Source organism: Streptomyces sp. NPDC001020, assembly GCF_053599115.1.
The window spans coordinates 96,793-121,158 of record NZ_JBSFLQ010000018.1; the positions used below are offsets into that span (position 1 = coordinate 96,793).

The window sequence follows — 24,366 nt, forward strand, 5'->3', positions numbered from 1 at the left end:
CGCCGCAGGGCTCGTCGCTTTGCCAACCGTTTAGCACCCCGCCCCAAGCTGGATCTCGGCCACCGTCTCCTCGCAAGGAGTGAACGCATGACATCCCCAACACGCCATAAAGCCAACCGGAGTTCAGCCTCGGGCCCGGTCCGTGGGGCCCTGGGACCTGCTCGCCGTGTTTCTGCTGGCCTGGACCGTGCTCGAGATGGTCAACCACGGCGGCGGGACGATTCCTCTGGGCATGGTGGGATTCATCGCTCCTGACCTGGCGCTGTTCGTCGGGCCGGCGGGGCCGCACGAATCCGGACAGCTCCCACGCGGCAAGGTGGCCGCCTACAGCCTCGTCCACCGGCCGATCGGCCCAGTTCTGGGGCTCGTCGGCGTCCCCCGGGCCGTCGGGGTGGCACCGCGACCACCCGGACCCCGCCCTGCGGGAACTGCGCGGCTCTACCGTCCGTTCGCGGGCTGCACCAAGGGTGAGCACCAGATCGACCACCGCTTGCCCGGCCTGGTGCCCAGCGCCTGGCGCCTCGCCGAGGACTGAGCGCACCGCCCGACGTATGAGGGCCGCCGGGCCGGACCCGGCGGCCCTCGCCGCATCCCGGGCCCAGCGGGGTTCTACCGTCACGTAGCTCGTACGGGTTGATCTCCTCGTACCGTCGTCGGACTCGTCCCGGCCGAAGCTCTCCTCCCAGCGCTCTGGCCAGTTCGCCGGGCCGCCGATGCGAAACCGGTCGTCTGCCCACCGAGGTTCCCCCACACAGAAGGCGTGCACCTGGGGTTGGTCGTCGCCGCTCCGGCGGATGAACTCCTCGTCATAGACCAGGAAGTGGCCCATGTCATCGCGGTCCTCGCGAACTTCTTCCGGCAGTGTGACCACACGGGTCACCTTGTCGTCGTCGACATGGAGCAGTGCCTCGAAGCCTGCCTGCCCCGCCTGCGCGATCTGGGCTTCACTTTTCCCGAGTGACGAGGCATGTCAGCGGGAGCGGAGCGACAACTCACCGTGTGTGGTCACCGGGGGCGTATCGACTCCAGGTTCCGCCGGCCTCGGTGACCAGGCGTGTGGCTCATCGACGACGAGACCGCAAGCCCCGGCCCCCGTCATAGCGAAAGCACTCGGCTACCACGACAAGACGGATCTCGCCGGCGCTCAGCGGCACCTGGCCGAGACGTCGTCGATGGTGAGGCGGACGATGCGGCTGACGGGTTGCGCATAGAGGAGAGCGAGGGCGGCGGCGACGCGGGCCCGCAGGGGCAAGCAGACGTCATTGAGGACCCGCCGGAGGATCGCGAGGCGGCGGTGCTGGTGCAGCGGTTCCGAGTCCTGGGTGATGACCACGGGCGGCAGTGTGAGGCGGGGCATCCGGCCGGTCTTCATGCACCATCGCAGGAATGACTGGAACGGACGGCGGGTGGCCAGGCTCTCGGTGTGCCGGGCATCGATGTCGGCCTGTTGGCACTGCCCGATTGTGCGCCCTCGGTCGGCGAGCCATGCGAGGAAGGCGCCGGCTTGGGTGACTTCCTGCTTGGTGTGGTTGGTCTGGGAGCGTCCCAGGGGTGCCTTCTCGGCCTTTGCCCGCAGGCGCCTCAACTGGTGCCAGATGGCGAAGTTCCGGAGAAGCTGATGGTGTTCGGGTTCCTTGATGGTGGCGAGCCGTTCGGTCAGCCAGCGTTGGTAGAGCAGGAGCTGCCGGTCGACTCGCGGGAGGACACCGCTGTCCATCAGCAGGTCACGCAGGTGGGTAACGGTTCGCCAGGGGTTTTCCTGGTGCAGCCCGTCGTGGGTGAGCGGAATGCTGCCGGTGGCCAGGCCCCGCAGGAGACGGACGACGTTGGGGGTTGCGGAGCCAGATCAAGCGGCTCTTGGGCCGGTCCATCTCCAGGAGCATCTTGACCAGCGGCAGGAAGTTCGAGGCGATACGGCCAGTGCCGTCGTCGAGGAGGCGGGCGAGCGTGTCGGTGAGGGTGCAGTGTCCGCAGAGACGCCCACCGAGCAAGAGTCCCTCGAAGCCGCAGCGGTCACAGAAGAAGTCGCGGACGATGCCCGCGCAGTCGCGGCAGATCGGGGTGCCATCAGTATGCCGTCCGGGCAGCAGGCGGTTGGTGTCGCAACAGGGGCAGCGGCCGCGGATGCGCATCGCGCAGCCGACTCTGGCATCGTCTGGCAACGCGGGAACCGTCCGACCGCCCCCCACCTCACGCTCCACTCGCACGTGTTCGCGGCGCTGACGCGAACCCGTGCGAGCGGAGCGTGCTACTCGTCCGCCAGGTCGCGCTGCAGGCGGGCGACCAGCGCCTGCAGCCGCCGGCGCATGTCGCCCGGTTCGAGCGTCGGGCTCATCGTGCCGTGGGTGGGAACGACCCGTGAGAAGTTGAAGCCGTCGAGCCGCTGGAGTGAGTCGACCTGGGCGGGCCAGGAGTACCAGCACACGGACGGTTCTGCGCTGAGGTCACGACGATAGGGGTCCCAGCCGAGCGAGTCGCCGGTGAACAGGGTGCCGTCGTCATTCAGGTACATAACGTGTCCCTCGGTGTGCCCCGGGGTGGGGATCGCCAGCACGCCAGCGGCAACCTCGCAGGTTTCGGTACTTCTCAGGATCCGGTCTGCGAATGGGGCGGCGTCAGCGTCGGCGGCATGGATGACCACTTCAGAGCCGAACGCATCGGCATAGCGCTCGGCGTCGCCGACGTCGTCGCGGTGCGTCAGCAAGACCGCCGTGATTCCACCGAGCAATTCCATCCAGGCGCAGAGCGACGGGGTGAAGCGCGGCGCGTCGACGAGGAGGTTGCCCTCGGTGCGCTGCACGAGGAAGGCGTTGCCGCCTGCGGTTTTGGACGAGTTCGAGCCCGTCCGCCAGATGCCGGGTGTGATCTCCAAGGGGTGGTGTCGCCGCCACGTCACGCCGGATTCGGTGCGGATCGACCGGGACGGGCACACCTCGGCGGCGAGCTGTGCCTGCAAGATCTCGTCTTCGGTGGTCGGCTGGCGGGTCATGACGAACTGCTCGCCGTCGGTTGCCAGCCCGAACAGCGTCGGCGCGAGCGAGACCGAACCTCCGCAGCCGATACAGCGGTCGTCGACGAACCAGTCTCCAGCCACGTTCTCAGGGTGACGCCGGTCTCCGCGGACCATCGCCGTTCCTCCTCTGAGTAAGGGTCACCAGGGGGAACAAACCTATCACCTAATGGAACATTGGTGTTCCATTAATGATCAGCGACGTCACTTATTGGGGTCCGGTAGTACAGTGACGAGCATGAAGGAGCCTGGACCCGAGGCCGCGGGAGCGCGAACGCGCAGTCGTACACGCCGCGCCATCCTCAGCGCGGCCGCCTCCGTACTCGGCCGTGACTATCACGCCACGCTGGCGGATATCGCAGACGCCGCCGGCGTCGGCCGCACGACACTGCACCGCTACTTCTCCGACCGCACCGGGCTCATCAGCGCAGCCATCGAGGACTCCATCGCGGCGATCGATGAGTCGGTGGCCGGGGCGGCCATCGACCAGGGCTCCCCCATTGAGGCGATGCGCAGGCTGGTCACCGCGATGGTGGCGGTCGGCGACCGGCTGGTATTCCTCTTCGGCGATCCACGCGTTCTGGAAGGTCGCGGCGCAGCAAAGACACCGGAGCCTCTCGATGACCCGGTGCTCACTCTCATCAAGCGCGGGCAAGCCGAAGGCGCCTTCGACCCGGACGTCACTCCCGCCTGGATCCAACGTGTGCTCTGGTCGCTGGTGTACACCGGGTACCAGGACGCCGAGGCCTGTGGGCTGCCGAGGCACGGCATTGTCTCCACTGTCATCCGCACGCTCGAAAACGGTATTCATACGCCCGATCCGGAACACCGCCAGGCATGAGACGCGAACTCAGCCATCCAACAGGTCGGAATGATGGGCGTCCCACGTCCGAAGAGGCCGAGAGCGATCCGGGCGGCGAGTCCAGGTGCAGTCCTCGTCAGCCTTCGTCGTCCGCGTCGTCCTCGAAGACGTCCAGGTCCCGGAGAGGAGGCAGGCCCTGGCTGGGGCCGCTGGCCCTGATGTTGAACAGGTAGCGGCCCAGGAAGTTGATGTGCCGGTCCTTGAGCGGGGAGAGCCGGGCGACGTCCTCGTCTTTAATGTCGTGGCCCTCGGCACGCAGCTGTGTGACGGCGGCGTCGAGGTAGCGGGTGTTCCACAGGACCACGGCGTTGAGGACCAGGCCCAGGGCGGCTCGCTGGTCCTCCTGGCCCTCGCGGGCACGCCCCGGACTTCTTTGCCCGGCTTGATGACGGCGGCGGTCTGGTGGTGGATGTCCGTCCTGACGACCGAATCGAGCCGGACGACGCGGCGGCGTTCGCAGCCACGGCGCGAGCCTACGAACTCGCCGGATGGGCCTTTCGCCGGGTGGGATCGATCGATCCGGTGCTGCTGGCGAACGTCAAGTGGCCGGCGATGCCTGCGATGTGGCGGCTGAACGTGTTCAGCGCCGCCTTGGCGACGGAGTGGGGCAGGGCCATGCCAGCCCTGGTGGCGTCGCACGCGCGCAGCGGATTGACATCCGGATCAAACCGCTACTAGCGTAGTTGCAGTTGGATCGGCGAGGTGACCGTCGCGAAGGGATCATCACGGTGAGTATCAGCAGCAGGAGCGCGGTGGCGATCCACGCACTCACCATGCTGGGGCGCTGGGACCACTCACTGACATCCGCGGAGATCGCGGAGAGCCTGGCCAGCAATCCGGTTCTGGTGCGGCGGATCCTCGGCAGCCTGCGGGACGCCGGCCTGGTCTCGTCCACCGAAGGGCGCAACGGCGGCTGGTCGCTTGCCCGGCCCGCCCGCGAGATCACGCTCTACGACGCGTACACGGCGGTGGAGGCGGGGCCGATCCTGTCGCGGCACCCGCACCCGCCGAGCGCCGAATGCGAGGTGGGGCGGAACATGCAGAAGCTGCTCGAGGCGGAGTTCCAGGACGCGGAGCGGGCCATGAAGGAACGGCTCAGGCGGACGACGATCGCCCACCTCGTCCGGCAAGTGCTGGCCAGTGAGCGCGAGCTCGCGCGACGCGTCACCAGCTGATCGATGGCGGAGGCAGTGCCTCCGCCGTCCTTTTGCCCTAACTGTAACTACCATGGTGGCGGTAAGTCACCCGAAGGGCCTCGAATGACTTGCACGTCGACAACGACCGAGCGGACTGGCTCGGGGATGGGCTTACTCGCCGTCCTGATGCCGGCGATCCTCGCCACGGTCACGGCCAGCGACATGGTCAACCTGATGCTTCCGACGATCGGGTCCGAGTTCGGCGCCTCCGAGGCGGAACTCGCCTGGATCGTCACCGGCTTCCTGCTGATGTTCTCCGTCGGGATCCCCCTGTACGGCCGCATCTCGGACCGGGTGAGCCTGCGCCGGCTCTTCGCGTTCGCGCTCCTCACCTACGCCCTCGGGAGCCTGATCTGCGCGCTCTCCCCGAACCTGGCCGTGCTCGTGGCCGGGCGGATCGTGACGGGCATCGGCGCGGCCGCGATCCCCGTGCTGTCGATCATCGCCGTCACGACGCTGCTGCCGCCGGAGCGGCGCGGTGTCGGGATCGGCGTCGTCTCGGCCGGTGCGGGCGTCGGCACCGCCGCCGGGCCGGCGCTGGGCGGCGGCATCGGGGAGGCGCTCGGCTGGCCCGCGCTGTTCTGGATCATGCTCGTGGTCTCGCTGCTGCTGGTCCCGGCCCTGCGGGTACTCCCGGACGAGGCTCCGCAAGGCTCGGGCCGACTCGACCTCCCGGGCGGCATCCTCCTCGGCCTCGGAGCCGGTCTCGTCCTGTTCGGCATGACCCGGGCGCAGGTCTCCGGCTTCACCGACCCGCTGTCCTGGGGCAGCCTGCTGGTAGCCGTCGCGGCGCTCGTGGTCTTCGGGGTGCGCACCGTCCGGGTCGACCAGCCGTTCGTTCCGCCGTCGCTGTTCACCAACCGCGTCTACCGGACCGGCATCCTCGTGGCGTTCCTGGCGATGGCCGTCAACCTCGGCGGTCTGGTGTTCGTCCCGCTGCTGCTTGTGGAGGTCAACGAACTCACCCCGGGCAAGGGCGCGTTGGTCATGATCCCGGCCGGCGTCGTGACCGCGCTCCTCTCGCCGTGGATCGGACGCCTCGCCGGCCGCGTCAATGCGCGGGTGCTGGTGCTCTTCGGGCTCGGCCTCATCGGGCTGTTCTCGCTGTGCCTCTCGTCCTTCACCGGCGGCTCCTCGGTGGTGTTCGCCGGTGTCGGGATCCTCGGGCTGAGCATCGGCTTCATGTTCGTGATGACCACCATCATCGGCGCCGCGGCGAGCGAACTGCCCCCGGAGCAGGTCGGTGTCGGCCTCGGGATCCTCCAGGGGGCCCAGTTCCTCGGGGCCGGTACCGGCCCGGCCGTGTTCGGTGTGCTGGTGTCCGCGAGGCAGCAGAGCGGCAGCGACGCCATCAACCCCCTCTTCTCCGGCCACCACGGCTCGGCCTACTCCGACGTCTTCCTGGCCATGGCCGTGGTCGTCGTCCTCACGCTCGTCGTCGCGTCCCGGATGCGTCCCACGGCAGCGGTGGCGGCCGCGGCGGAGGGCGAGGCGGGAGCGAGGAGCGAGGCCGGAGCGAAGGCTGAGGCGGCTCCGGTGGCCGCGTCGGCGCAGGAAGTGAACAACGTCCAGTAGGAACGCGACTCGCCCCGTCCAGGGCGCGCCAGATCCACCGAGTGTTGGTTGACGAGCTTGCGAGCGACAAGGGGACCGGCATGACCACGCAGCGGACTTTCTCTCAAGAGGACGAGGAATACGAAGCGTTGTGCGCGGGGCGCGCGTCCTTCGACGGCGTCGCCTCCGGTGAGGTGCTGATCCCCTGGGACATCGGTGAGTCTCAGCGGGCCGTGGTGGACCTAGCGCGCGCGGGAGGCTTCAGCGGCAAGGTGCTCGACGTGGGCTGCGGACTGGGCGAGAACGCCATCCTGCTGGCAGGCCAGGGGTACGAGGTGACGGAGCGTGGGGACGGTTCGCCCAGTGCGGTCGAGGAGGCGGCACGGCGGGCCGGGGCCCATGGCGCGCGCGTGGAGGCCGGGGTGAGCCGCACGAGCGGTCGTGACGACCGGAGTTCAGCCGGGACGGGACCGAATGGTCTGCTTGCCTCGGCCCATGGCCCGGAAACCTGCTGCCGGTACCCGCGAGCGCATCCTGGACGCCGCTGTCCACCTCTTCGACCAGCGGGGCGTGCACGCGGTCGGCATGGGGTTGGTCCGGGCCATGGCGCTGAACGCCAGGGGTTGCCCGCTGCGCAACACCCAGGCGGAGTTCCCCGACCCGGACCATCCGGCGCACCAGGTCTCCGTGAAGCACTTCCGGCGCGTGCGCGAGCAACTGCGGGGCCTCGCGCGCAGGACTCCGGCCGCGAAGCCGGAGCGGCTCGGCGACCGGATCATGCTGATCATCGACGGTGTCTGTGAACGGGTCGACCCTGGGTTCGACCGGTGCCGCGGAGGCGGCCGTCGGGTTCGCCAGCGACGTGGTCCGGGCGGAGATCGCCGCCGCGGTCGGCTGATCCCCGTTCGCTGACCCCTTTTCTCTTTTCTCGATTCATCTCTTTTCTCGCAATCCGCCCCCGGGTGGAGTCTGCCCGCGGGCGGGAGCTCTTCTGCTGCGCAGAATCTCACGACTCGGTGTTCCGAGGAGGATCACGGTGAAGACCATTGTTGTCACGGGGGGCACTTCCGGTATCGGGCAGGCGCTCGCGAACACCTATCTCGGCCGGGGCGACCAGGTGGTCGTCATCGCTCCGGACCCGGTGAAGGGGAAGAAGTACCTCGACACGGCGCAGAAGTTGGGCGCGGCCGACCGCGCCTTCTTCATCGAGGCCAACCTCAGCCTCGTCAGCGAGAACCGGCGCGTCATCGCGGAGATCGAGGACCGGTTCGAGGCGGTGGACGTACTCGTGCTGTGCGCGCGGTACTTCCGCAGCCATCGGATGGTCACCTCCGAGGGGATCGAGCACAACTTCGCGCTCTACTACCTCAGCCGGTACCTGCTCGGGTACGGCCTGGCCGACCTGATGAACAAGGCCGAGACGCCGGTCGTGATGAACATCGCCGGTCCCGGCGTGGGGGCGCCGGGCATCCACTGGAACGACCTCGGCCTCGAACGGGGCTACGACGGCTGGTCGGCCATGTTCCAGGGCGGCCGGCTCAACGACCTCCTCGGCGTCTCGTTCGCCGAGGGCGGGAGCGCGCGTCGCGCCCGGTACGTGCTGCTGTTCCCCGGTGGGACGCGCACCGGCTTCGCGGGCGAGTTCGACGCCGCCACCGCGGCGCACATCGACCAGATGAAGCGGGCTGCGCAGCCGGTCGAGTTCACCGTCCCGCCGATCCTCGAGATCATCGACGCCCCGCCGCGGGAGCCGCTGAGCGCCTTCGTGGAGGGCACGCCCCTCAGCCTGCTGCGCCCTGCGTTCGACAAGGGCGCCGCGGCGCGGCTCGACAGCATCACCAGGGAACTCCTGCGCGAGAAGGCGAGCGCCTCATGACGAACGGCCCGCAGCCGGTGCCCGCTCTGCGCTGAATCGCCCTCGTGCCGTCAGGAAGGAAATGAACGCCATGACCGGACCAGTGTCGATGCCCCACAACCACCGTCAGGCCGAGTGTCCGTTCCGGCCCGGGCCCGCGCTCGTTGAACTGCACGAAGACCCGTCGCTGCACCGGGTTCCGGTGCCGAACTCCCAGCTCGGCGAGGTCGGAGCCGTCCTCATCACACGTGAGGAGGACGCCCCTACGGTGCTGTCCGACGCCCGCCACGAAGTCGGGTTCGCCTTCGATCCGCACTGGACCGGCCCGCGCTCGGTGATGAACCAGCCTGGCGTCCTGCTCAACTACGACGGGGACGAGCACACCCGGTACCGCCAGATGCAGGCGGGCGCCTTCACGATGAAGCGGATCCGGGCGCTCAGTGGCGTGATCGAGCAGATCGTCGAGAAGCACCTCGAGGCGGTGGAGGAGGCCGGTCCGGGCGCCGACCTGATCAAGACCTTCGCCGAACCGCTGCCCCTGATCGTGATCTGCGAGTTGCTGGGGGCACCGCTCGAGGACCGGGCGGGCATCCTGGAGCGCAGTTCGATCGCGAGCAGCGTCGACACCACGCTGGAGGTCCAGCAGGAGAACTTCGCAGCCAGGATCGACTACATGGCCCAACTGGTCGCCGCACACCGGTGGGACCCGGGCGCCGCGGTACCCGCGCCCACTACGAACGTGCGCGGGATGAGTAGATCGCCTGGGACGACTGGGCCGTGCCCGCCTTCGGCACCACCCCCGAGCGGCTGTTGGCCGCGCTTCGCCGCACCGAGGAGTACTGGCCGGTGCTGCGCGAGCAGCGGTGGCAGCGGATCCGCGAGGCAGACCTGCAGTGGGCCGCGATGGTGGAGCAGATCACCTGCGGGCTCCCCGGCGCCGCAGGCGCTGACGAGCGACTCGGTCTACTTTGCGGCTGGCGTCAGAGGTAGGACTCCGGGGCCGACCAGGCCCGCGAGGCACGGATGCACTGGCGCGTTAATCGCCAACAGCCGACTCCGACGGGCAGAACCGCTGACCGACAACTTCAAGTGAGACGACCTTGGAGAAGTGCCGCTGGGCGACAACACCATGTGAGATTCCGGCGAAGCACCGTCTCACTCGGGGGACGAGCACGAAGCGCGGGGTGTGGTACTTCGGGGCGACCTTGCCGCCGCGTTTGCGGCAGGTGCTTCCGGCAGGCACCGCACAGGTCGGACAGTCGAACTGTGCGACGGCAGCAGCCGGTTCGGCGGGCTGGGGCATGTCGCAGTACCTATCGCGAGGGACATTGTGCGAAAGCCGTTTTGCGAGAGGTTGTGAGAACGAGGGTCAGGGGCAAAGCGGACACGTTCCCGCGGTGGGCTCTGGTCTCTCAGACTTACTCATTTCTGCGAACGCGAGGCGTCACCCGGCGAGAATGTGGCCCCCTGGGCAAGGTAACCCCAATGGGGTTGCCTTGGGTGTATGCCAAAGATCAATGTCTACCTGCCAGACGATCTGGCGAGGCGGTCAAGGAGGCCGGTATGCCGGTGTCGGCTGTCTGTCAGCGGGCGCTGGAACAGGCCGTACGCCGGGTGAGCGCCATCCGGGAGACGGTCTTGGGCGACCTCGATGACGAACCAGCCGGGGCACTCGCGCACTTCACCGCGAGGACGCGGGCCGTGCTCAAACTGGCGGTGAAGCGGGCGCGGGACGCCGACGCACCGAGTACGGGCACCGAGCACCTGCTGGGTGCCCTGCTCGACGAGGGCACCAACCTGGCGCTCCACGTGCTCCGCGCCATGGAGATCGAGCCGGACCAGGTCGGACGCGATCTGACCCGTCGCCAGCCCGGAGAACAAGCGGCCGCCCTACCGGACAGTGATCCGCGCCGACTCGACGGACCCGCGGCCAATGCCTTGGAACTGGCGGTGACCGAGGCGTCCGCCCTTGGCCACAACTACATCGGCTGCGAACACCTGCTGCTCGGCCTGGCTGTCGAACCCGACGGTGCAGCCGGACAGGTACTGCGGGCCCTGGGAGCCGATCCCAAGCTCGTTCGCCGCGCCGTCACCGCCGCGCTGGCGGGCTACGTGCACCTGCGGGCCGAGAGCGGGCAGGGCCGGCCCACGGCGGCGCAACAAGAGCTTGCCACGGCCATCCGTGCCGAACTCGAACCGTTGAGTCGTCGCATCGCACGGCTGGAGGAGCACCTTGGCCTTACTTCCGAAGGCTGACCGCCGTGGTCAGCCGAAGCCACAGCACGCCGCCCGATCAGGAGCGGCGGTGTGGCTTACATCTCCTTCCGGTCTGGCAGCGATTACTCCTGCTGGACGTCTTCGTCCTCATCATGTTGGGAAGTGTGTGGTGAACCCTGTGCTGAATCCCTTCAACGCCCCCGCTTCGAACTCCATTGGTGCCCTGGCCGCCGATCCGCAGGCGGCAGCGGAGCGGCTGGCGGCGTTGCCGTCGGTGGCGGGCGTGCAGGTCGCCGGCGTCGTCGACGGCTCGGTGGATGTCGGCACGGCGGGCGTGACCGACGTGGAGACTGATGAGCCGGTGACCGCCGCGACCAGGTTCCGGATCGGCTCGATCACCAAGCTGCTCACGGCCGACCTGGTGATGCGCTGCGTCCTCGACGGCTGCCTCGGTCTGGACGACCCCTTGGCCCGGTTCGTCCCCGGTCCCTGGGACGGCGTTCTCGTGCGTCACCTGCTGTCGCACTCCACGGGGTTGGACGCCGGCGACATCTTCGTCGACACGGGGAACGACGACGACGCCATCGCGCGCTACACCGCGATGCTGCGGGGGGTGGGCTCACTGTTCCCGCCGGGCGCGACGTTCTCCTACTGCAATGGTGGCATCATCCTCGCCGGTCGACTGGTCGAGGTTCTGCTGGACCGGACGTGGCGCGAGACACTGCGGGAGAAGGTGCTCGACACGGTGGGCATGCGCGAGACGAGCTTCGTCACCGGTGTGGACGCCGAGCATGATCTGGGCACCGTCCGTGGTCATGTGGTCCGCGGCGGCGAACTGGCCGCGCTGCCCCGGCGGATCGACAACCCGATGTGCACGCGCGGCCTTGACCCGGCCGGCGGCACCGTGGTGTCCACCGCGGCCGACCTCGGCCGCTTCACCCTGGCGCATCTGCGCACGCCCGGCACGGAGGTCATGCGAACGTTGCACGCGCCGGCCCCGGGAGGCGTGTCCACCATGCAGGGGGCCGGACTCGGCTGGATGATCTGGGCCAACGCCGCCCAGTCCAGCGTGCGCGTCGGCGGCGCCAATCCCGGCCAGTCCGGCCTGATCGCCGCCGATCCCACCACCCAGACCGCCGTCGTCGTGCTCACCAACTCCGATCAGGGGATCAACGCCGTCAACGCACTGCTCGACGCATCCGGGCCATTGCCCACACCCGAGCCCGAGCCCGCTCCAGCCGACCTGTCCCGATACGCCGGCCGGTACGTCTCACACGCCGTTACCGTCGAGGTCACCACAGCTGGCGACGGTCTTCTCGCCCGCGCCGAGGGGTACCCCGACCTCCCACTGGTCCCGCGCGACCGCCAGACCTTCGATTCACCGGGCGGGCCGGTGGCGTTCCTTGACATCGACGACCACGGCACGCCTGACTGCCTGCGCTTCCGGATGCGCGTCATGCGCAGGGACGGCACCGCATCACACCGGTGACCGGCCCCGGGACTGGTGGGCTCGCATGTTGAGGTGTCGCGTATTCGCGAGCCGCCTGAGGCAGCGGACACGGTGAGTCACGGCTGGCTCGTGCCGCGGTGGTGGCGGCGCACTGGCGGGACGTAGGGGGCCAGACCTTGCGTGTTGGGCATGGCCCGTCAGGTGGGAGGATCGCCAGCATGGCCTTGCCTGAACCCGAGGATCTGACCTCGCTCATATTGCGTACCGACTTCAGCAACGACGCGGCGTGGGAGCTGGTACGAGCGGCGCTTGACGGCGCTGATGAGTACCCTCACGCGACGTATGTCAGCGACCGTTCGTTCAAGGGCGTGAGCGTTCAAGCGCTGGTGGACGCAGATGCGGCTGCTGACGACGATGAGAAGCTCTGCTACCTGTTCGTCGCAGACACGATCACCATGACAGATGAGGAACATCCTCTCATGGCCGTCGATCTGTGTGACGAACCCGGCCGGACGTTTCGGGTGCCACCTCGTTGGTATGCCGACGTCTCCGCCAATTTGACGATTGCCAACATGGACTTCGCCGAGTTCGCCGATACTGCGGGCGCATCGGGCACGTTTCGGGGCTTCGAGGGCGGCTGACCCGACATCGTCTCCGCGGCCCGAGAGCCCTGAGTTCCGCCGCGAGGTTGACGGGTGTCACCGGGTGCGTATCGGCTCCAGGTTCCTCCGGCCTCGATGATCAGCCGGGTGGCGGTCTTGTCGTGGTAGCCGAGGGCCTTCGCGATGACGGGGGGCGGCGGCCGTCGATGCGGCCGCGGGCCCGGCCGTCATTCGCTTGCCCTGGCCACGGGTCAACGCTGCACTGTGGCCAGACACCACGAGTCGTGGTGCCGGTATCCCCAGGAGGCAGCAGCCAGCAATGGAGATCCGTCCCACGACCGACAACGAGCTCGAACGTCTTCGTCGACACAGTCCATGCCGCGTTCGGGCGCTTCCCGGAAACCTCGATAGAGGGCGGCGGGCTCTGGTGGTCGGCGCTCGAAATGGACCGCTGCATGCTCGCCCTGACGGCGGACGGACGGCCCGTCGGCACCGCCGCCACGCACTCCTTTGAGCTCACCCTGCCCGGTGAGACCCTCGTCCCGGCCGCCGGGGTGACCGCCGTCGGCGTCCTGCCCTCGCACCGGCGCCAGGGCGTGCTCAGCGCGATGATGCGACATCAGCTCACCGACGACCCGTTCCTCGGCGAACACGGCCGCTACCTGTTGACCGTCCGGGACAGCAAGGCCGACTGCGTCCCGACGCACCGGAAGCCCGACCTGTCCCTGGACATCAGCGACCTGGGCTCCATCTACCTCGGCGGCACTGCCCCGAGCACGCTCGTGCGTGCCGGACACATCGGGGCCCACCGCCCAGGCGCAGCCACCCTCGCCGACCTACTCTTCCGCGCCGAGCGCTCCCCGCACTGCCTGCACTGGTTCTGACCGCGCTCGCAGACCCTGCACAAGTCTCGTTCGTCGGCACTCGTTCGGCCTGACGAACAGGCCGGAGACGAAGCAACGGGAGTACGCTGAGGGTCAACGGCTACTTTGCACCGTGGATCAGGGATAGGAGACCGGGGCGGACCGCGAACCCACGGGTCTCTCCCCCAGAATCGGGGCATCGCACCCTTGGGTTCGTGCTGAAGAACCTTCATTTCCGCGAACTCGCGGGGATCAAGAGCTTTGAGGAGCAGTCAGCGAACATTCGACGCTGAGAGTGATCAGGCTCTGACCGCGGTTCGTGATGCTGCACGCTCTGATGGGGTGAGGTCGCCTCCGGACACATCCGGACCGTCATCCGCCGCAGCCTCCTCCACCTCCGCCTCCGCAGCCGCCGCCGCCGCAGCCGCCGCTGCCCCCGGAGGATGATGACCCGGACGAGGACGACGAGAAGAAGTCGGAGAGGGAGTAACGGACCGTCGGATCGGGGAGGGCGATCCAGCCTGCCGTGGCAACGGAGAGTACCAAGGCCGACACCTTCAGACCGTCGCCGGCCGGTCCCCAGTACACCGGGTAACCCGATCTCCCGGAGTGGCGTATGGCGTACCAGCCCGCGGGGGTGATCCGGGGCGGTGTGCAAACGAAGATCGCCGCCACCACGACGGAGATCAGCAGGAAGGTCACCAGCCAGCCCACCGGGCGTCCCAGACGGACGCCGTTCACCACCCTTGCGATCCCCACCCCGATCAGCACCAGCATCGGCAGCCCGGCAAGACGCCCCGCCAGCCGGCGTTTCCAGCTGGGCAGCAGGCCGAGCTTGCGCGCGGCGTCCCCGGCCCGGAGTACCTCCGGCAGGCGCCGGGCGGCCTGGTGCATCAGCACCATGTTGCTCGTCTCCGGGGTCCGCCCGGCCTCCAGGACGGCCCGCTGCACCGGTTCGTCGGGCACGCTGCCGTGGAAGGTGAGCGTGCCGTCGCGGGCCGAGCTCAGATGGCCGCCGCGGTCGAGGGCGTAGACGGCGGTGTTCACCACCTGACGGGCCCCGCCGACGACCCAGGCGAGGGTGTAGACGTCCGGCATGAAGCCGGTGTCATGGGCGGGGTAGAAGCTGCGGGTCGCTCGCCGTACGGCCACACCGAGCAGTACGGCGACCGCGAAGCCTGCCGCGTACAGACCGAGGAACTGGGGGCCGGTGAAACCCCAGGGGGCGTTCATGGCTGCTCCCTTGAACGGTGTTGAGGGGGGCGGACGGTGTCCGGGCAATGACGTCGAACACAGCGTCGACGGGCATCGGGGTGCTCCCCGCGCCGCGACGAGTGAACCGGATGGGGGTGCACGGCGTCCAGTCGGTTCAGCCTCCTGCCGGTGCGACCCTCCTCTGCGCGTCCGGATCGGGCAGCGGCAGGCGCGGGATGGGCCACGCCGGGTCCCATCGCCAGGACGTCCACGCGGCGGCGGCCCCGAACGGGCCGGAGCGTTCCTCGAGCATAGCCAGGACGTGGGCACGGGCGTCGTCGACGGCGTGGTGCTCGCTGTCGGTGATGACGCCGAGCCGCCGGGCATGGGCGTACTCGTCCAGATCCTTCCACCGCCACCGGCTGAGGTCGGGGTCGACGAGCAGGTCCACGGTCAGGTCGAAGGTGTCGAACCCGGCAGCGGTCCGCACAGCGGGCCGCTCGAAGTTCACGTACCAGTTCCGCAGTCGGCGCCCCTCGCCGTCGGGGACATAGAAGGCGTTGACGCTGAACCAGGTGCCCGGCGGATTCCACAGCAGCAGCTCGGTCCCCTGCCACTGGCTGTCCGTGAGCTCCCACCGGCCCATCGCCAACGCCTCGAACACCTCCGTACGCGCCGAACGGTTCCCGTCGGCGCGGGCCTTGACATACAAGGTGGGCCAGCGGGCCTGCGCTCCCGGCGCGCAGGCGGTCACCAGGGCTTCGCTCGTGTCGGCGACGACCCGCAGCGCCTGCTCGCTCCACACCCGGCCGCTGCGGTGCACATTGCGCTGTACGACCGTCTCCCCCGTCTCGAAACCGCGCACCGTTCCTCCTCCGTCCCGGCCGGGCACCCGCCCGGCATCCAGCCCAGCACCATCTCCCGACCTGGGCGAACCGTCACGCTGAAGCCTGCCCAGGAATCAGCCGCGCCCACCACAGCGTGCGGCTGCGCGCCCCCGGCGACGGCAGGTCAGCCCAGGACGGTACGGGAGGCGGCACCCTCGGCAACATGGCGTTCGCGGGAAGAACGCCGCCATGTCGATGACGCTGCCGGTGTGTTCACCGGCGTACTGCAGCGGATCGCGGTCATGGTCGTGGCCGGCTTCGATGCGGTCCACCAAGGTGGTGAGGAACCGCCCGGCCAAGGGGCGTTCTTGAACTGGTTGCCGCTTGTGCCCATGGCGACATAGAAACCGTTCAGGTCGGTGCGGTCGTAGATCGGGGTCCTGTTGGGGTGTGTCCCAGAAGCCGGTGTGAGCGACGACGTCTGCGGTGACGGGCGGTTGGCGTTGCGCGAGGGTGGGTTCGGTGGTGGCCATCTGTCGGATGAGCATGTTGGGGTAGCGGGAGACGATGGCGTGTCCGCCCTGGCCGAGGATGAGCGCGTGTTCGCCGTCGGCCGGCGTGGGCCGTTTGGGCAGGTAGGCCTTCAGTGCGCTGACGGTGAGCGGCTCGAGGGTGAACTTCTTGCCGACGTTCTCGAACGCATCCGGGGCTCGTACTTCGTAGGTGTCGTCGGGGAGTTCGTAGAGGTGACGAGTGTCGAGACGGACGATCTCGCCGGGTCGGAGGCCTTCGAGGAGGAGGTAGGCGATGAGGCGGTCGCGGAGGTAGTGGCGGGCTTTGTCGGGGCCCCACATGCCGATGCAGGTGAAGAAGGCGGCGCGTTCCATGTAGGTGAGGCGTTTGGGTGGAGTGGCGTCGCGGTCGAGGCCGGAGCGCAGCATCGTCAGATCTGGCGTGAGTCGGATGACGTTGCGGTCTTTGGCGGCTTCGTAGAACTGGGTGAGGGCGGTGATGTGTTTGTCGTGGCTACGGGCGATGTCGGGGCGGTGCTCGGCAAGCCAGGCGAGGGCGTCGGGTCCGTCGAACGGGCGGCCGTCGAGGTGGGGGCGGAGGTAGCGGTCTTCGGCCCAGCGGGCAATGTGCTCGATGCCGATGCGCCAGGGGTCGGCGTCGGCGCGGGTGCTGTGGCGCAGGGTGCCGCCCTCGGGCCATTCGTCGAGCAGGGTCCGTGAGCCTTTTCCAACCTCACTCCCGGTGACGATGTGGGGCGGCTCCGAAGAACGAAACGGGCGGGAAGCCGAAGCAGATCCCGAGCGTGAGGAGCGACGACGCATCCGGCGCCGACGCAGAGCGCGTCTGAAGGCCGCTCTCCTGGGACGATCCAGGGGCGGGCAGACCAGCAAGATCCACCTTGCCGCCGACCGAAAGTGCCGCCCGCTGGCGTTCGTCCTGACCGCGGGACAGGCCGCGGACAGCCCGCAGTTCATCCCCGTGCTGGGGAAGGTACGGGTCCGCGGGCCCGTCGGCCGGCCCCGCACCCGCCCGGACGCGGTCGCTGGGGATAAGGCCTACTCATCCCGCGGAAACCGCTCCCACCTGCGCAAACGCCGCATCAAGGCGGTCATCCCGGAGAAGAAGGACCAGGCCGCCAACCGCAAGAAGAAGGGCTCCGGTGGCGGCCGGCCCGTCAGCCACGATGCCGGCCTCTACAAGGAGAGGAACACCGTCGAGCGCCTGATCAACAAGCTTAAGGCCTGGCGAGGTATCGCCACCCGGTACGACAAGATCCCAGACAGCTACCTTGCCGGCCTTCATCTGCGCGCCTCGATGATCTGGATCAAAGACCTCACGCGGCCCAACGGTTGATCACGACATGACGCAGACCTAGGCGGCCTCGCCCAGGACGGAGTCGAGACGGTTCAGGACGTCGGGCCAGCCCTTGCCCATGCCGTCGCGCGCTTGTCGGCCCATCGGGGAGTCGAGGTCGAAGCCCGCGTGATTGAGGACGAGGCGGGTGCCCTTGCCCTCCGGGTGCAGTGTCCAGGTGATGGTGGTGTCGAGCGAGCCCTCGGCGAAGCGGTAGGCCAGCAGCCGCTGGTCGTCCATCTCGGTCACCTCGCAGGGCTGGCTGCCGAAGTTGCCCATGTCGAGGGCGAAGTGATGCCCGACGACGGGCTTGATGTCGCCGGCGGCCCACCAGCGGGCGTGGAGCTCGGGATCGGTCAGGGCCTTCCACACCGCCGCCGGCGGGTGGGGCAGGAACTTCTCGCAGGTGATCGTGTTGTTCTCGGTCATGTCTCGTTGTCCTCGTCCAGAAGATCGGACAGCGCATCCAGGCGCTGCTTCCAGTAGTGCTCGAACGGATGCAGCCACTCGCTCACCTCGGCCAACCGTGCCGGTTCGAGGTGGTAAAAGCGGTAGCGGCCGCGTGGCTCCTCGCGCACCAGTCCGGCGGTACGAAGCACCGCCAGGTGCTCGGAGACCGCGGGCCTCCCAAGCTCGAACATCCCGGCCAGCTCCCCCGTGGAGCGAGGGGCTTCTCGCAAGCTTTCGAGCAGTCTGCGGCGTACGGGGTTGGCTAGCACGCCAAACACGTCGGTAGGCATGACGCCATCATGCGTCAGAAAACTCCGACGCGTCAAGAATCTCCGACACATCCTCGGGTGGAGGTTCCGGACTCCCATCTCCGGTCCCAGCTGCAGATCAACCGCCGGATAACTTCGTGGCCGCCACGACGGCGATTCCCACAGATTGATCACGACTCGATACGCGCCCTAGGAGCGTGGGTCAGTAAACAACTCCTGGAATGCCGCGCCTCGTGGTGAAGTGCGGCTGCCGAGCGCTGCTCTTGAAAGGGAGTGGCTGCTGGGCAGTTGTGATGCGAAGATCAGTCCGCAATTTGACCCACATCCCCGTCCCGGAGGTCCGCATGGACGTCGCCTCGCTGCTGCCATTGACGACGGCCCGGTTGTCGCTGCGTCTGTTCACTCCCGGCGACGCCGACGACCTGTACGCCTACCAGAGCCTGCCGAGCGTGGCGCGCTACTTGTACCGGCCGGCGCACACGCGTGAGCGCAGCGAGCAGGTTGCCGCCGAGCGCGCGGCGCAGACGGCCTGGCGCGCCGACGGGGACAAGCTGGCGCTCGCTGTCTGTCGACGCGATGAGCCGGGCGTCATTGGCGAGGTGAGCCTCGCCCTGGCCGATGCCCGCGCCGCCCAGGCCGAGATCGGCTGGACTCTCGACCCACGTCACCAGGGGCACGGCTACGCGACCGAGGCGGCCGCGGCGCTGGCCGGGTTTGCCTTCGACACCCTGGGCGTGCACCGGCTCTACGCACGGCTGGATGTGGAGAACACCGGGTCTGTGCGGGTCTGTGAGCGCCTCGGGATGCGCCGAGAGGCGCACCTGGTCGAGAACGACCTCGACGGGGATCGCTGGGGCAGCGAGTACGTCTACGCGGCGCTGTCCGCGGATCTTGGCAGTCGATCAGGCGATTGAGCCCGACGCCGTCTCCTGTTCGTGATCTTCCATATGGGGAATTCCTGGTATGTCTGGTGGGGATGGCCTGTTCGAGGTGGATCCGGCGGCGGTGGTGAAGCCGGAGACCGCGCCGACGGCGGCGGTGAAGAAGACGTTCCGGGCGTCGTCCCCGATCAGATGCTGATGCTGCCGCCGTCACTGGATGAGTGGCTGCCCGAGGGGCATCTGGCCCGATTTCGTGGCCGAACTGGTCGACGAGGCCCTCGACCTGGGCCCGATCCTGGCGTCCTACACCGAGAAGCGCGGTTTCCGCCGTATGACCGGCGGTTGATGGTCCGGCTGCTGATCTACGGGTACACCACCGGAGTGCGTTCGTCACGGGCGATCGAGCGCAAGTGCACCGATGATGTGGCCTTCCGCTGTCTGGCCGCGGGGGCGGGGCCGGACTACCGGTCGATTTATCCCGGTTCAGGACCCGACACCTGGACGCCCTGGCCGCGATCTTCACCCAGTCGCTGCGCCTGGCGCAGCGACTCGGCATGGTCAAGATGGGCCGGGTCGCACTCGACGGCACGAAACTGCAGGCCAACGCCTCCACGCACAAAGCGATGAGCTACATCCGGCTGGTGGAGAAGGGAGAACGCCTCGAAGCCGAGATCGCCGGCCTCGAGGCGGCGGCCGCCGCCTGCTGGCCGATGCCGAGGCTCTCGATGCCGCCGAGGACGCGCGGTTCGGGCCCGATGGCAAGGACACGGACCTGCCCGCCGAACTCGACCGCAGGGAAAAGCGCCTGGCCAGGTTGCAGACCGCCCGTGCGCAGATCGAGGCCGAGGCCGCTGAGAAGGCCCGCGAGCACGCCGAGGACAAGGAGCGGCGACGCCAAGAGCGTGCCGGGACCGACGAACCCGAGGCGGTGGCCGAAGCCGGCGACCTGGCGGCCGAAACCGCGCGGCCGAAGGACAAGGCGCAGGCCAACTTCACCGACCCCGAATATCGCATCATGAAGAACGGCGCCGGCGCGTTCATCCAGGCCTACAACGCCCAGGCCATGGTGGACGACGCGCACCAGATCATCACCGCCGCCGACGTCACGACCAACCCAGCCGACGCACTCAACTACACCGGCATGCTCGACCAATCCGCCGCGAACACCGGAATCCACGCACGTCAGGCGCTCCTCGACGCGGGCTACTGCTCCGAGGCGAACCTTCAGGCCGCAGCCGAGCGCAAGGAAGAACACGGCACCGGCACCTTCATGGCCACCGGCCGCCTGTCCCACGACGAACGCGTCAGCCCCGCCCCGCGCGGACGCATCCCGGCCGACGCCCCGGCGCGCGAGCACATGGCCCGCAAACTGCACACCAAACCCGGACGCGCCGCCTACGCCCAACGCAAAGCCGTCGTCGAACCCGTCTTCGGGCAGATCGTGACCTGCCAGGACGGCCGCAGACTCCTGCTACGCGTCGAAGCAGGCGCCCGCGCCGAATGGCGGCTACTCGCCGCATGCCACAACCTGCGAAAGATCTTCGGGCAGGTCGGAACCCCCGGACTGGCCGCCGCCCGAGCCGGACCGCCCAGGCGGCAGCATCACCCTCCACAGCAACCACAGAGATCGCTCCTCGAACGTGCGACACCGCCGCAGGTAGTGCCAGCGGCGGGGCAGCCTCCCAAGGTGATCATCGAACACGCGACCGCGCAGTGGGACCTCGAACTGGACGATCTCTTCCTGGCCGTCGGTCACCGCCGGCCGTGTGGAGCTTCGCCGCCGCATGCGTGATTACGTACGCGGACTGCTGGCCCCGGTGGCCCGCAAAAACAGCTGGCAGCTGACCGAGCAGGCCGGTCATTCCACTCCTGACGGCCTGCAGCACCTGCTCGCCGGAGCCAAGTGACAGCCCGACGACATCCGTGACGACCTGCAGCAATACGTCGCCGACAAGCTCGGCGAGGGAGACGGTGTCCTGATCATCGACGACACCGGCTTCATCAAGAAGGGCATCACCTCCGCCGGGGGCCAGCGGCAATACTCCGGAACCGCCGACCGCACCGAGAACTGCCAGATCGGCGTCTTCGCCGCCTACTCCACAGCCCGCGGCCGCGCCCTGATCGACCGTGAGTTCTATCTCCCGAAGTCCTGGACAGAGGACCGGGAACGCTGCCGCACCGCAAAGATCCCTGACGAGCGGGAGTTCGCCACCAAGGGCGAGCTGGCCCGGCACCTGGTGCTGCGGGCCCTCGCCTCGCCGCTGCCCGTCACCTGGGTCACCGCGGACTCCGCCTACGGTCAGGACAACCGCTTCCGCCGGTTGGTGGAACAGTCGGGCGCCGGCTACGTGCTGGCTGTGCCCAAGTCCCAGTTCAGCGTGGGACGTTCCCGCATTGAGGGGCTGTTCGCGCAGGCGCTCGACGAGGCATGGGAGAAGATCTCGTACGGTGACGGCGCGAAGGGCCCACGCGTCTATGCGGCCTGGACCAGTACGAGGTTCGCCGCTACGTGGGCTGCCGACCATGAGCCCGACCACGGGCTTGTGTTTTCGTCAGGGTGAACGGGAGCCACTGCGACAGCGGGAAGGGGAGCCACGTTGCTCTGTCTGTGACGCGGATGAACACGACACAAGTCCATGATCGGCAACGAGATTCGGAGCCACTTCCATCGGGTGACATCCGTGATTCCTTGACGGCAGCGGGAGTGTCCGTGGGAACGATCGGGTGGGGAGCGAGTAGCTTGATGGCTCCGGGCCCTGCTGGGTTTGCGTCCCTGACAGGCGCGGTTCAGAAGGGCCCGGCTCCGTCGTGAAGGACTTGAGCGGGTTATCAGCTGATGGCGTGCTCGATGAAATGACCGCAGGAGAGGAAGCCCAGGCGCTGGTAGACGGGTTCTCCTTCCGATGATGCTTGCAGGACGGCGATGTGCTGTCCTTGGTTGCGCGCTGTGTGCAGCGCGGCGAGGGTGACGGCGCCTCCGTACCCGCGCTTGCGGTGAGTGGTGAGGGTGCTGATGTTGTAGATTCCCGCGACTCCTGCGTGGTAGAAGACCTCGGCGGAGCAGACCGGGTTGTCGCGGTGATAGCCGATCAGGTAGCGGGCCTGGCAGTCGGGAGCGAGTGCCCAGGGCGCAGCCTGGCTGAAGAAGCAGCGGACGGTGGCGGCCGGCGGATCCCAGTTCGCGGCAAGGACGGTGGCGTAGTCGGCGAGCTGTGTAGGCGTGGAGACCTGCTGGATGTCCAGTTCCGCGATCTGTGGTTGAGGTGGCAGGTTGTCGAGCGGGGCCCACATGGCTGTCTCCTGCTCGGAGGCTGGCGGACCCGCGGCAGCCAGGCGTGCAGAGAGGTCCGGCGGTGTCGAGGCGGGTCCCACCCACCAGGAGAAGGGGCGGTCTGTGGCTTCCACTGCCTGGAGAGTCTGGGCGATACGTGCCTCGACGTTGCTCGGTGTGAAGCGTGCGGCGGCGACGATATTGAAGGTGTCATCCTTAAGTCCGCTGTTGGCGATCAGGAGGTCGGCCGTCTCCGTGACCACTGCATGATCCAGGTGCCGGTGCAGATGACATGCGTGCTCTGCGAGGTTGCGTTCCATCCGCGCGAGGATGTTGCTGCCGTCGGTTGGGTGTTTCGTCGCTTCCATGATGTCCAGTTCATCACGTCGGTCTGCGGCCGAGGCGCGCGAGATCGCCAGTCTGCCGGGGCTCTCTCAGCTCGGTGGCGCCTTGTGGGTCATCGCTTCGTCTGCGATTGGCGTGCGGCTTCAGTGGCCTGGAAGCGATATGACTCGGTGCCTGTCTGGATCAATGTGCAGCGGAAGGTGAGCCGGTCGGCAATCGCCGCGCAGAGTCGCGGGTCCGCAAAGATCTTGTCCCACTCGGCGACCGGTGAGTTGGTCGCGACCGCTGTCGCCTTGCACTCCTCGCGCTCGGTGAAGATCTGGAACAGCAGTCGAGCGCTCTCTCGTCCAGGTTCAGGTAGCCGAACTCGTCCAGTGGTATCGGCACGTCACCCTGGCCATGCTCGCGCACGCCTTCCTGGCCGTCACGGCACACCAGGCCGGGGAAGAGGGGGTGCAACCGGTGGGACGGCCCAGGCCATCGAGCTCACAGTGGCGGAGATTCGGCGACTCCTGGCAACTTGTCGTCCCCGGCCGCCGCACCTGAGCGGACACCGAGGTCGACACCACGCGCTGAGCTGGTCGAACTGGCGCCGACGACGCCAAGCAGTCGCCCGCCGCTGTCACTACCTGCGGCGGTGTCGCACGTTCGAGGGGCGATCTCCGTGAGACCGCCCCTGCACAAGCGGAGTCCCGCTACACTCCCGCCACCCGGTGAAACCCGCAGGTCAGACACCGAAATCCTGCTGGAGCACTAGCCGAGATTCCGCAGCACCTCGGCGATGGTGGCCCGGTACGTCCGCAGCGCCTGCAGCCCGGCGGCGTAGCGGTCACGGTGCCTGGCGATGTCCACGGCCTGTTTCCGCGCGCGGACAGCGTGCCAGAGCTCGGCCGTATGGTGGCGGTGCTTGCAGGTGACGTCCGCGGCGGCGACGGCCCGCTCCCGCGGCGTATGCCGGGTGTTGCCGTCACTGCCCCGCTGCCAGGCGGTGTCCGTGTACGCAGCCACGGGGTCGGGATAGCGCGTGAACCCTTGTTCTGCCACACATCGGGACCACACATCCCACGCCGCACGCAGGCGCGGTTCGCGCTTGACGGCCTTGTCGACCTCGATCGCCCGTGTACTTGCGTAGAGCCAGTCCCGCTTGACAGCGATGCCTCGCATCAGCCGCCGGTTCGACTCCGCGTTGCAGGCGGGGAAGTCGGCGTACTCGGCGTCAGTCATCCGGCGGCCCTTCGGCCGCAGAGCCCGGGACTTTGCCGGGTCCCAGCCGTAGCCCCAGCGGCGGGCGGCGGCGAGATCCAGGACACCGTAGTCGGTGCCGACCGCGGTGGCGACGATGGGATCGCTGGGGTAGCGGGGGTCGAGTGGGAAGTCCGGGTGGCCGTGCTCCGCCATGCACTGCCGGACCAGCAACGCCGATGCCCGCTGCGATCGCTGGTAGTCCTGCGGCGTGAGGTCGTAGCGGTCGGCCGGGAGGGGGCCAAGGTCCGACGCCGTACGGATGACCTCCGGCCGTCCCGGACCGGAGACACAGAGCGCCGCCAGCACCGCCACGACACCCAGCCGCAACCCTCGCATTGTCATGCGCAGGGATGGTAGCGAACTGGGAACTGGCTACGACCACCCGCCATCGTGCACATGAGCGGGACAG

General features: G+C 68.4%; 25 protein-coding genes and 5 pseudogenes. 18 read left to right on the forward strand and 12 right to left on the reverse strand.

Features of this window, described 5'->3' with window-relative positions; translation table 11 throughout:
- Window positions 1-142: 142 nt before the first annotated feature.
- Both ACWDEX_RS19085 and ACWDEX_RS19090 read left to right on the forward strand, forming a co-directional pair.
- The gene (locus ACWDEX_RS19085) at window positions 143-535 is read left to right on the forward strand and encodes a hypothetical protein (protein WP_450464743.1); all 393 of its coding nucleotides are present in this window, start codon (window positions 143-145) and stop codon (window positions 533-535) included.
- A 225-nt stretch (window positions 536-760) separates the two neighbouring features.
- On the forward strand, window positions 761-961 hold the full coding sequence (locus ACWDEX_RS19090; RefSeq protein ID WP_450464744.1) for a hypothetical protein: 201 nt from the start codon (window positions 761-763) through the stop codon (window positions 959-961).
- A 183-nt stretch (window positions 962-1,144) separates the two neighbouring features.
- Here ACWDEX_RS19090 and ACWDEX_RS19095 read toward each other — a convergent pair whose 3' ends face one another.
- Both ACWDEX_RS19095 and ACWDEX_RS19100 read right to left on the reverse strand, forming a co-directional pair.
- Complete coding sequence (locus ACWDEX_RS19095) at window positions 1,145-1,717, reverse strand: hypothetical protein (RefSeq protein WP_450464745.1); 573 nt, start codon at window positions 1,715-1,717, stop codon at window positions 1,145-1,147.
- Between the two features lie 531 nt (window positions 1,718-2,248).
- Entirely contained in the window at window positions 2,249-3,094 is an 846-nt protein-coding gene (locus ACWDEX_RS19100) for a 4Fe-4S domain-containing protein (protein ID WP_450464746.1), read from the reverse strand.
- Between the two features lie 154 nt (window positions 3,095-3,248).
- Here ACWDEX_RS19100 and ACWDEX_RS19105 point away from each other — a divergent pair, with 154 nt between their 5' ends.
- Window positions 3,249-3,851, forward strand: a complete 603-nt coding sequence (locus ACWDEX_RS19105) for a TetR/AcrR family transcriptional regulator (RefSeq protein WP_450464748.1) — start codon at window positions 3,249-3,251, stop codon at window positions 3,849-3,851.
- Window positions 3,852-3,948: 97 nt separating this feature from the next.
- Here the strand turns inward: ACWDEX_RS19105 and ACWDEX_RS19110 are convergent.
- Window positions 3,949-4,233: pseudogene (locus ACWDEX_RS19110) on the reverse strand (Tn3 family transposase); the annotation flags it as partial.
- Between the two features lie 41 nt (window positions 4,234-4,274).
- On the opposite strand from ACWDEX_RS19110, the gene ACWDEX_RS19115 reads away from it, so the two are divergent.
- The 6 genes from ACWDEX_RS19115 (at window position 4,275) to ACWDEX_RS19140 (ending at window position 9,570) form a co-directional block, all read left to right on the forward strand.
- Window positions 4,275-4,550, forward strand: coding sequence for a hypothetical protein (locus ACWDEX_RS19115; RefSeq protein WP_450464749.1), 276 nt, complete (start codon window positions 4,275-4,277; stop codon window positions 4,548-4,550).
- Window positions 4,551-4,600: 50 nt separating this feature from the next.
- A complete protein-coding gene (locus ACWDEX_RS19120) occupies window positions 4,601-5,047 on the forward strand; it encodes an RrF2 family transcriptional regulator (protein WP_450464750.1) in 447 nt (148 codons plus the stop codon).
- Window positions 5,048-5,173: 126 nt separating this feature from the next.
- Complete coding sequence (locus ACWDEX_RS19125; protein WP_450464751.1) at window positions 5,174-6,643, forward strand: MFS transporter; 1,470 nt, start codon at window positions 5,174-5,176, stop codon at window positions 6,641-6,643.
- Between the two features lie 474 nt (window positions 6,644-7,117).
- Entirely contained in the window at window positions 7,118-7,534 is a 417-nt protein-coding gene (locus tag ACWDEX_RS19130; protein WP_450464752.1) for a hypothetical protein, read from the forward strand.
- A 124-nt stretch (window positions 7,535-7,658) separates the two neighbouring features.
- On the forward strand, window positions 7,659-8,498 hold the full coding sequence (locus ACWDEX_RS19135) for an SDR family NAD(P)-dependent oxidoreductase (RefSeq protein ID WP_450464754.1): 840 nt from the start codon (window positions 7,659-7,661) through the stop codon (window positions 8,496-8,498).
- A gap of 70 nt (window positions 8,499-8,568) precedes the next feature.
- The gene (locus tag ACWDEX_RS19140; protein WP_450464755.1) at window positions 8,569-9,570 is read left to right on the forward strand and encodes a hypothetical protein; all 1,002 of its coding nucleotides are present in this window, start codon (window positions 8,569-8,571) and stop codon (window positions 9,568-9,570) included.
- Here ACWDEX_RS19140 and ACWDEX_RS19145 read toward each other — a convergent pair.
- Complete coding sequence (locus ACWDEX_RS19145) at window positions 9,514-9,780, reverse strand: zinc finger domain-containing protein (RefSeq protein WP_450464757.1); 267 nt, start codon at window positions 9,778-9,780, stop codon at window positions 9,514-9,516. The genes ACWDEX_RS19140 and ACWDEX_RS19145 overlap by 57 nt on opposite strands.
- 260 nt (window positions 9,781-10,040) lie before the next feature.
- Here ACWDEX_RS19145 and ACWDEX_RS19150 point away from each other — a divergent pair, with 260 nt between their 5' ends.
- The 4 genes and pseudogenes from ACWDEX_RS19150 (at window position 10,041) to ACWDEX_RS19165 (ending at window position 13,630) form a co-directional block, all read left to right on the forward strand.
- Complete coding sequence (locus ACWDEX_RS19150) at window positions 10,041-10,733, forward strand: Clp protease N-terminal domain-containing protein (protein ID WP_450464758.1); 693 nt, start codon at window positions 10,041-10,043, stop codon at window positions 10,731-10,733.
- Between the two features lie 130 nt (window positions 10,734-10,863).
- Complete coding sequence (locus ACWDEX_RS19155; RefSeq protein WP_450464760.1) at window positions 10,864-12,183, forward strand: serine hydrolase domain-containing protein; 1,320 nt, start codon at window positions 10,864-10,866, stop codon at window positions 12,181-12,183.
- A 179-nt stretch (window positions 12,184-12,362) separates the two neighbouring features.
- Window positions 12,363-12,785, forward strand: a complete 423-nt coding sequence (locus ACWDEX_RS19160) for a DUF6924 domain-containing protein (RefSeq protein ID WP_450464762.1) — start codon at window positions 12,363-12,365, stop codon at window positions 12,783-12,785.
- Between the two features lie 280 nt (window positions 12,786-13,065).
- Window positions 13,066-13,630, forward strand: a pseudogene (locus tag ACWDEX_RS19165) (GNAT family N-acetyltransferase).
- A gap of 351 nt (window positions 13,631-13,981) precedes the next feature.
- On the opposite strand, the gene ACWDEX_RS19170 reads toward ACWDEX_RS19165, so the two are convergent.
- From ACWDEX_RS19170 to ACWDEX_RS19180, 3 genes are all read right to left on the reverse strand, one after another.
- On the reverse strand, window positions 13,982-14,842 hold the full coding sequence (locus ACWDEX_RS19170; protein WP_450464764.1) for a TIGR04222 domain-containing membrane protein: 861 nt from the start codon (window positions 14,840-14,842) through the stop codon (window positions 13,982-13,984).
- Between the two features lie 136 nt (window positions 14,843-14,978).
- Window positions 14,979-15,668 carry a DUF402 domain-containing protein gene (locus ACWDEX_RS19175; protein WP_450464765.1) on the reverse strand — a complete coding sequence of 230 codons (690 nt, stop codon included), beginning with the start codon at window positions 15,666-15,668 and terminating at the stop codon, window positions 14,979-14,981.
- 96 nt (window positions 15,669-15,764) lie between these two features.
- On the reverse strand, window positions 15,765-16,571 hold the full coding sequence (locus tag ACWDEX_RS19180) for a hypothetical protein (RefSeq protein ID WP_450464767.1): 807 nt from the start codon (window positions 16,569-16,571) through the stop codon (window positions 15,765-15,767).
- Between the two features lie 81 nt (window positions 16,572-16,652).
- On the opposite strand from ACWDEX_RS19180, the gene ACWDEX_RS19185 reads away from it, so the two are divergent.
- The gene (locus tag ACWDEX_RS19185) at window positions 16,653-16,862 is read left to right on the forward strand and encodes a hypothetical protein (protein ID WP_450464769.1); all 210 of its coding nucleotides are present in this window, start codon (window positions 16,653-16,655) and stop codon (window positions 16,860-16,862) included.
- A 34-nt stretch (window positions 16,863-16,896) separates the two neighbouring features.
- Window positions 16,897-17,496, forward strand: a pseudogene (locus ACWDEX_RS19190) (IS5 family transposase); the annotation flags it as partial.
- Between the two features lie 18 nt (window positions 17,497-17,514).
- Here ACWDEX_RS19190 and ACWDEX_RS19195 read toward each other — a convergent pair.
- Window positions 17,515-17,925: an SRPBCC family protein gene (locus ACWDEX_RS19195; protein WP_450464770.1), complete on the reverse strand. Its 411-nt coding sequence runs from the start codon at window positions 17,923-17,925 to the stop codon at window positions 17,515-17,517.
- The gene (locus ACWDEX_RS19200) at window positions 17,922-18,236 is read right to left on the reverse strand and encodes an ArsR/SmtB family transcription factor (protein ID WP_450464771.1); all 315 of its coding nucleotides are present in this window, start codon (window positions 18,234-18,236) and stop codon (window positions 17,922-17,924) included. Before ACWDEX_RS19200 ends, ACWDEX_RS19195 begins: the two co-directional genes overlap by 4 nt.
- A gap of 323 nt (window positions 18,237-18,559) precedes the next feature.
- On the opposite strand from ACWDEX_RS19200, the gene ACWDEX_RS19205 reads away from it, so the two are divergent.
- The 3 genes and pseudogenes from ACWDEX_RS19205 to ACWDEX_RS19215 form a co-directional block, all read left to right on the forward strand.
- Window positions 18,560-19,129 carry a GNAT family N-acetyltransferase gene (locus ACWDEX_RS19205; protein WP_450464773.1) on the forward strand — a complete coding sequence of 190 codons (570 nt, stop codon included), beginning with the start codon at window positions 18,560-18,562 and terminating at the stop codon, window positions 19,127-19,129.
- A 159-nt stretch (window positions 19,130-19,288) separates the two neighbouring features.
- A pseudogene (locus tag ACWDEX_RS19210) lies at window positions 19,289-20,678 on the forward strand (IS1182 family transposase); the annotation flags it as partial.
- Window positions 20,679-20,783: 105 nt separating this feature from the next.
- Window positions 20,784-21,627, forward strand: a pseudogene (locus ACWDEX_RS19215) (IS701 family transposase); the annotation flags it as partial.
- A 298-nt stretch (window positions 21,628-21,925) separates the two neighbouring features.
- Here the strand turns inward: ACWDEX_RS19215 and ACWDEX_RS19220 are convergent.
- The 3 genes from ACWDEX_RS19220 to ACWDEX_RS19230 form a co-directional block, all read right to left on the reverse strand.
- Window positions 21,926-22,687 carry a GNAT family N-acetyltransferase gene (locus ACWDEX_RS19220; protein WP_450464802.1) on the reverse strand — a complete coding sequence of 254 codons (762 nt, stop codon included), beginning with the start codon at window positions 22,685-22,687 and terminating at the stop codon, window positions 21,926-21,928.
- Window positions 22,688-22,824: 137 nt separating this feature from the next.
- Complete coding sequence (locus ACWDEX_RS19225) at window positions 22,825-23,043, reverse strand: ATP-binding protein (protein ID WP_450464803.1); 219 nt, start codon at window positions 23,041-23,043, stop codon at window positions 22,825-22,827.
- A 422-nt stretch (window positions 23,044-23,465) separates the two neighbouring features.
- Window positions 23,466-24,299 carry a hypothetical protein gene (locus ACWDEX_RS19230; protein ID WP_450464774.1) on the reverse strand — a complete coding sequence of 278 codons (834 nt, stop codon included), beginning with the start codon at window positions 24,297-24,299 and terminating at the stop codon, window positions 23,466-23,468.
- Window positions 24,300-24,366: the final 67 nt, after the last annotated feature.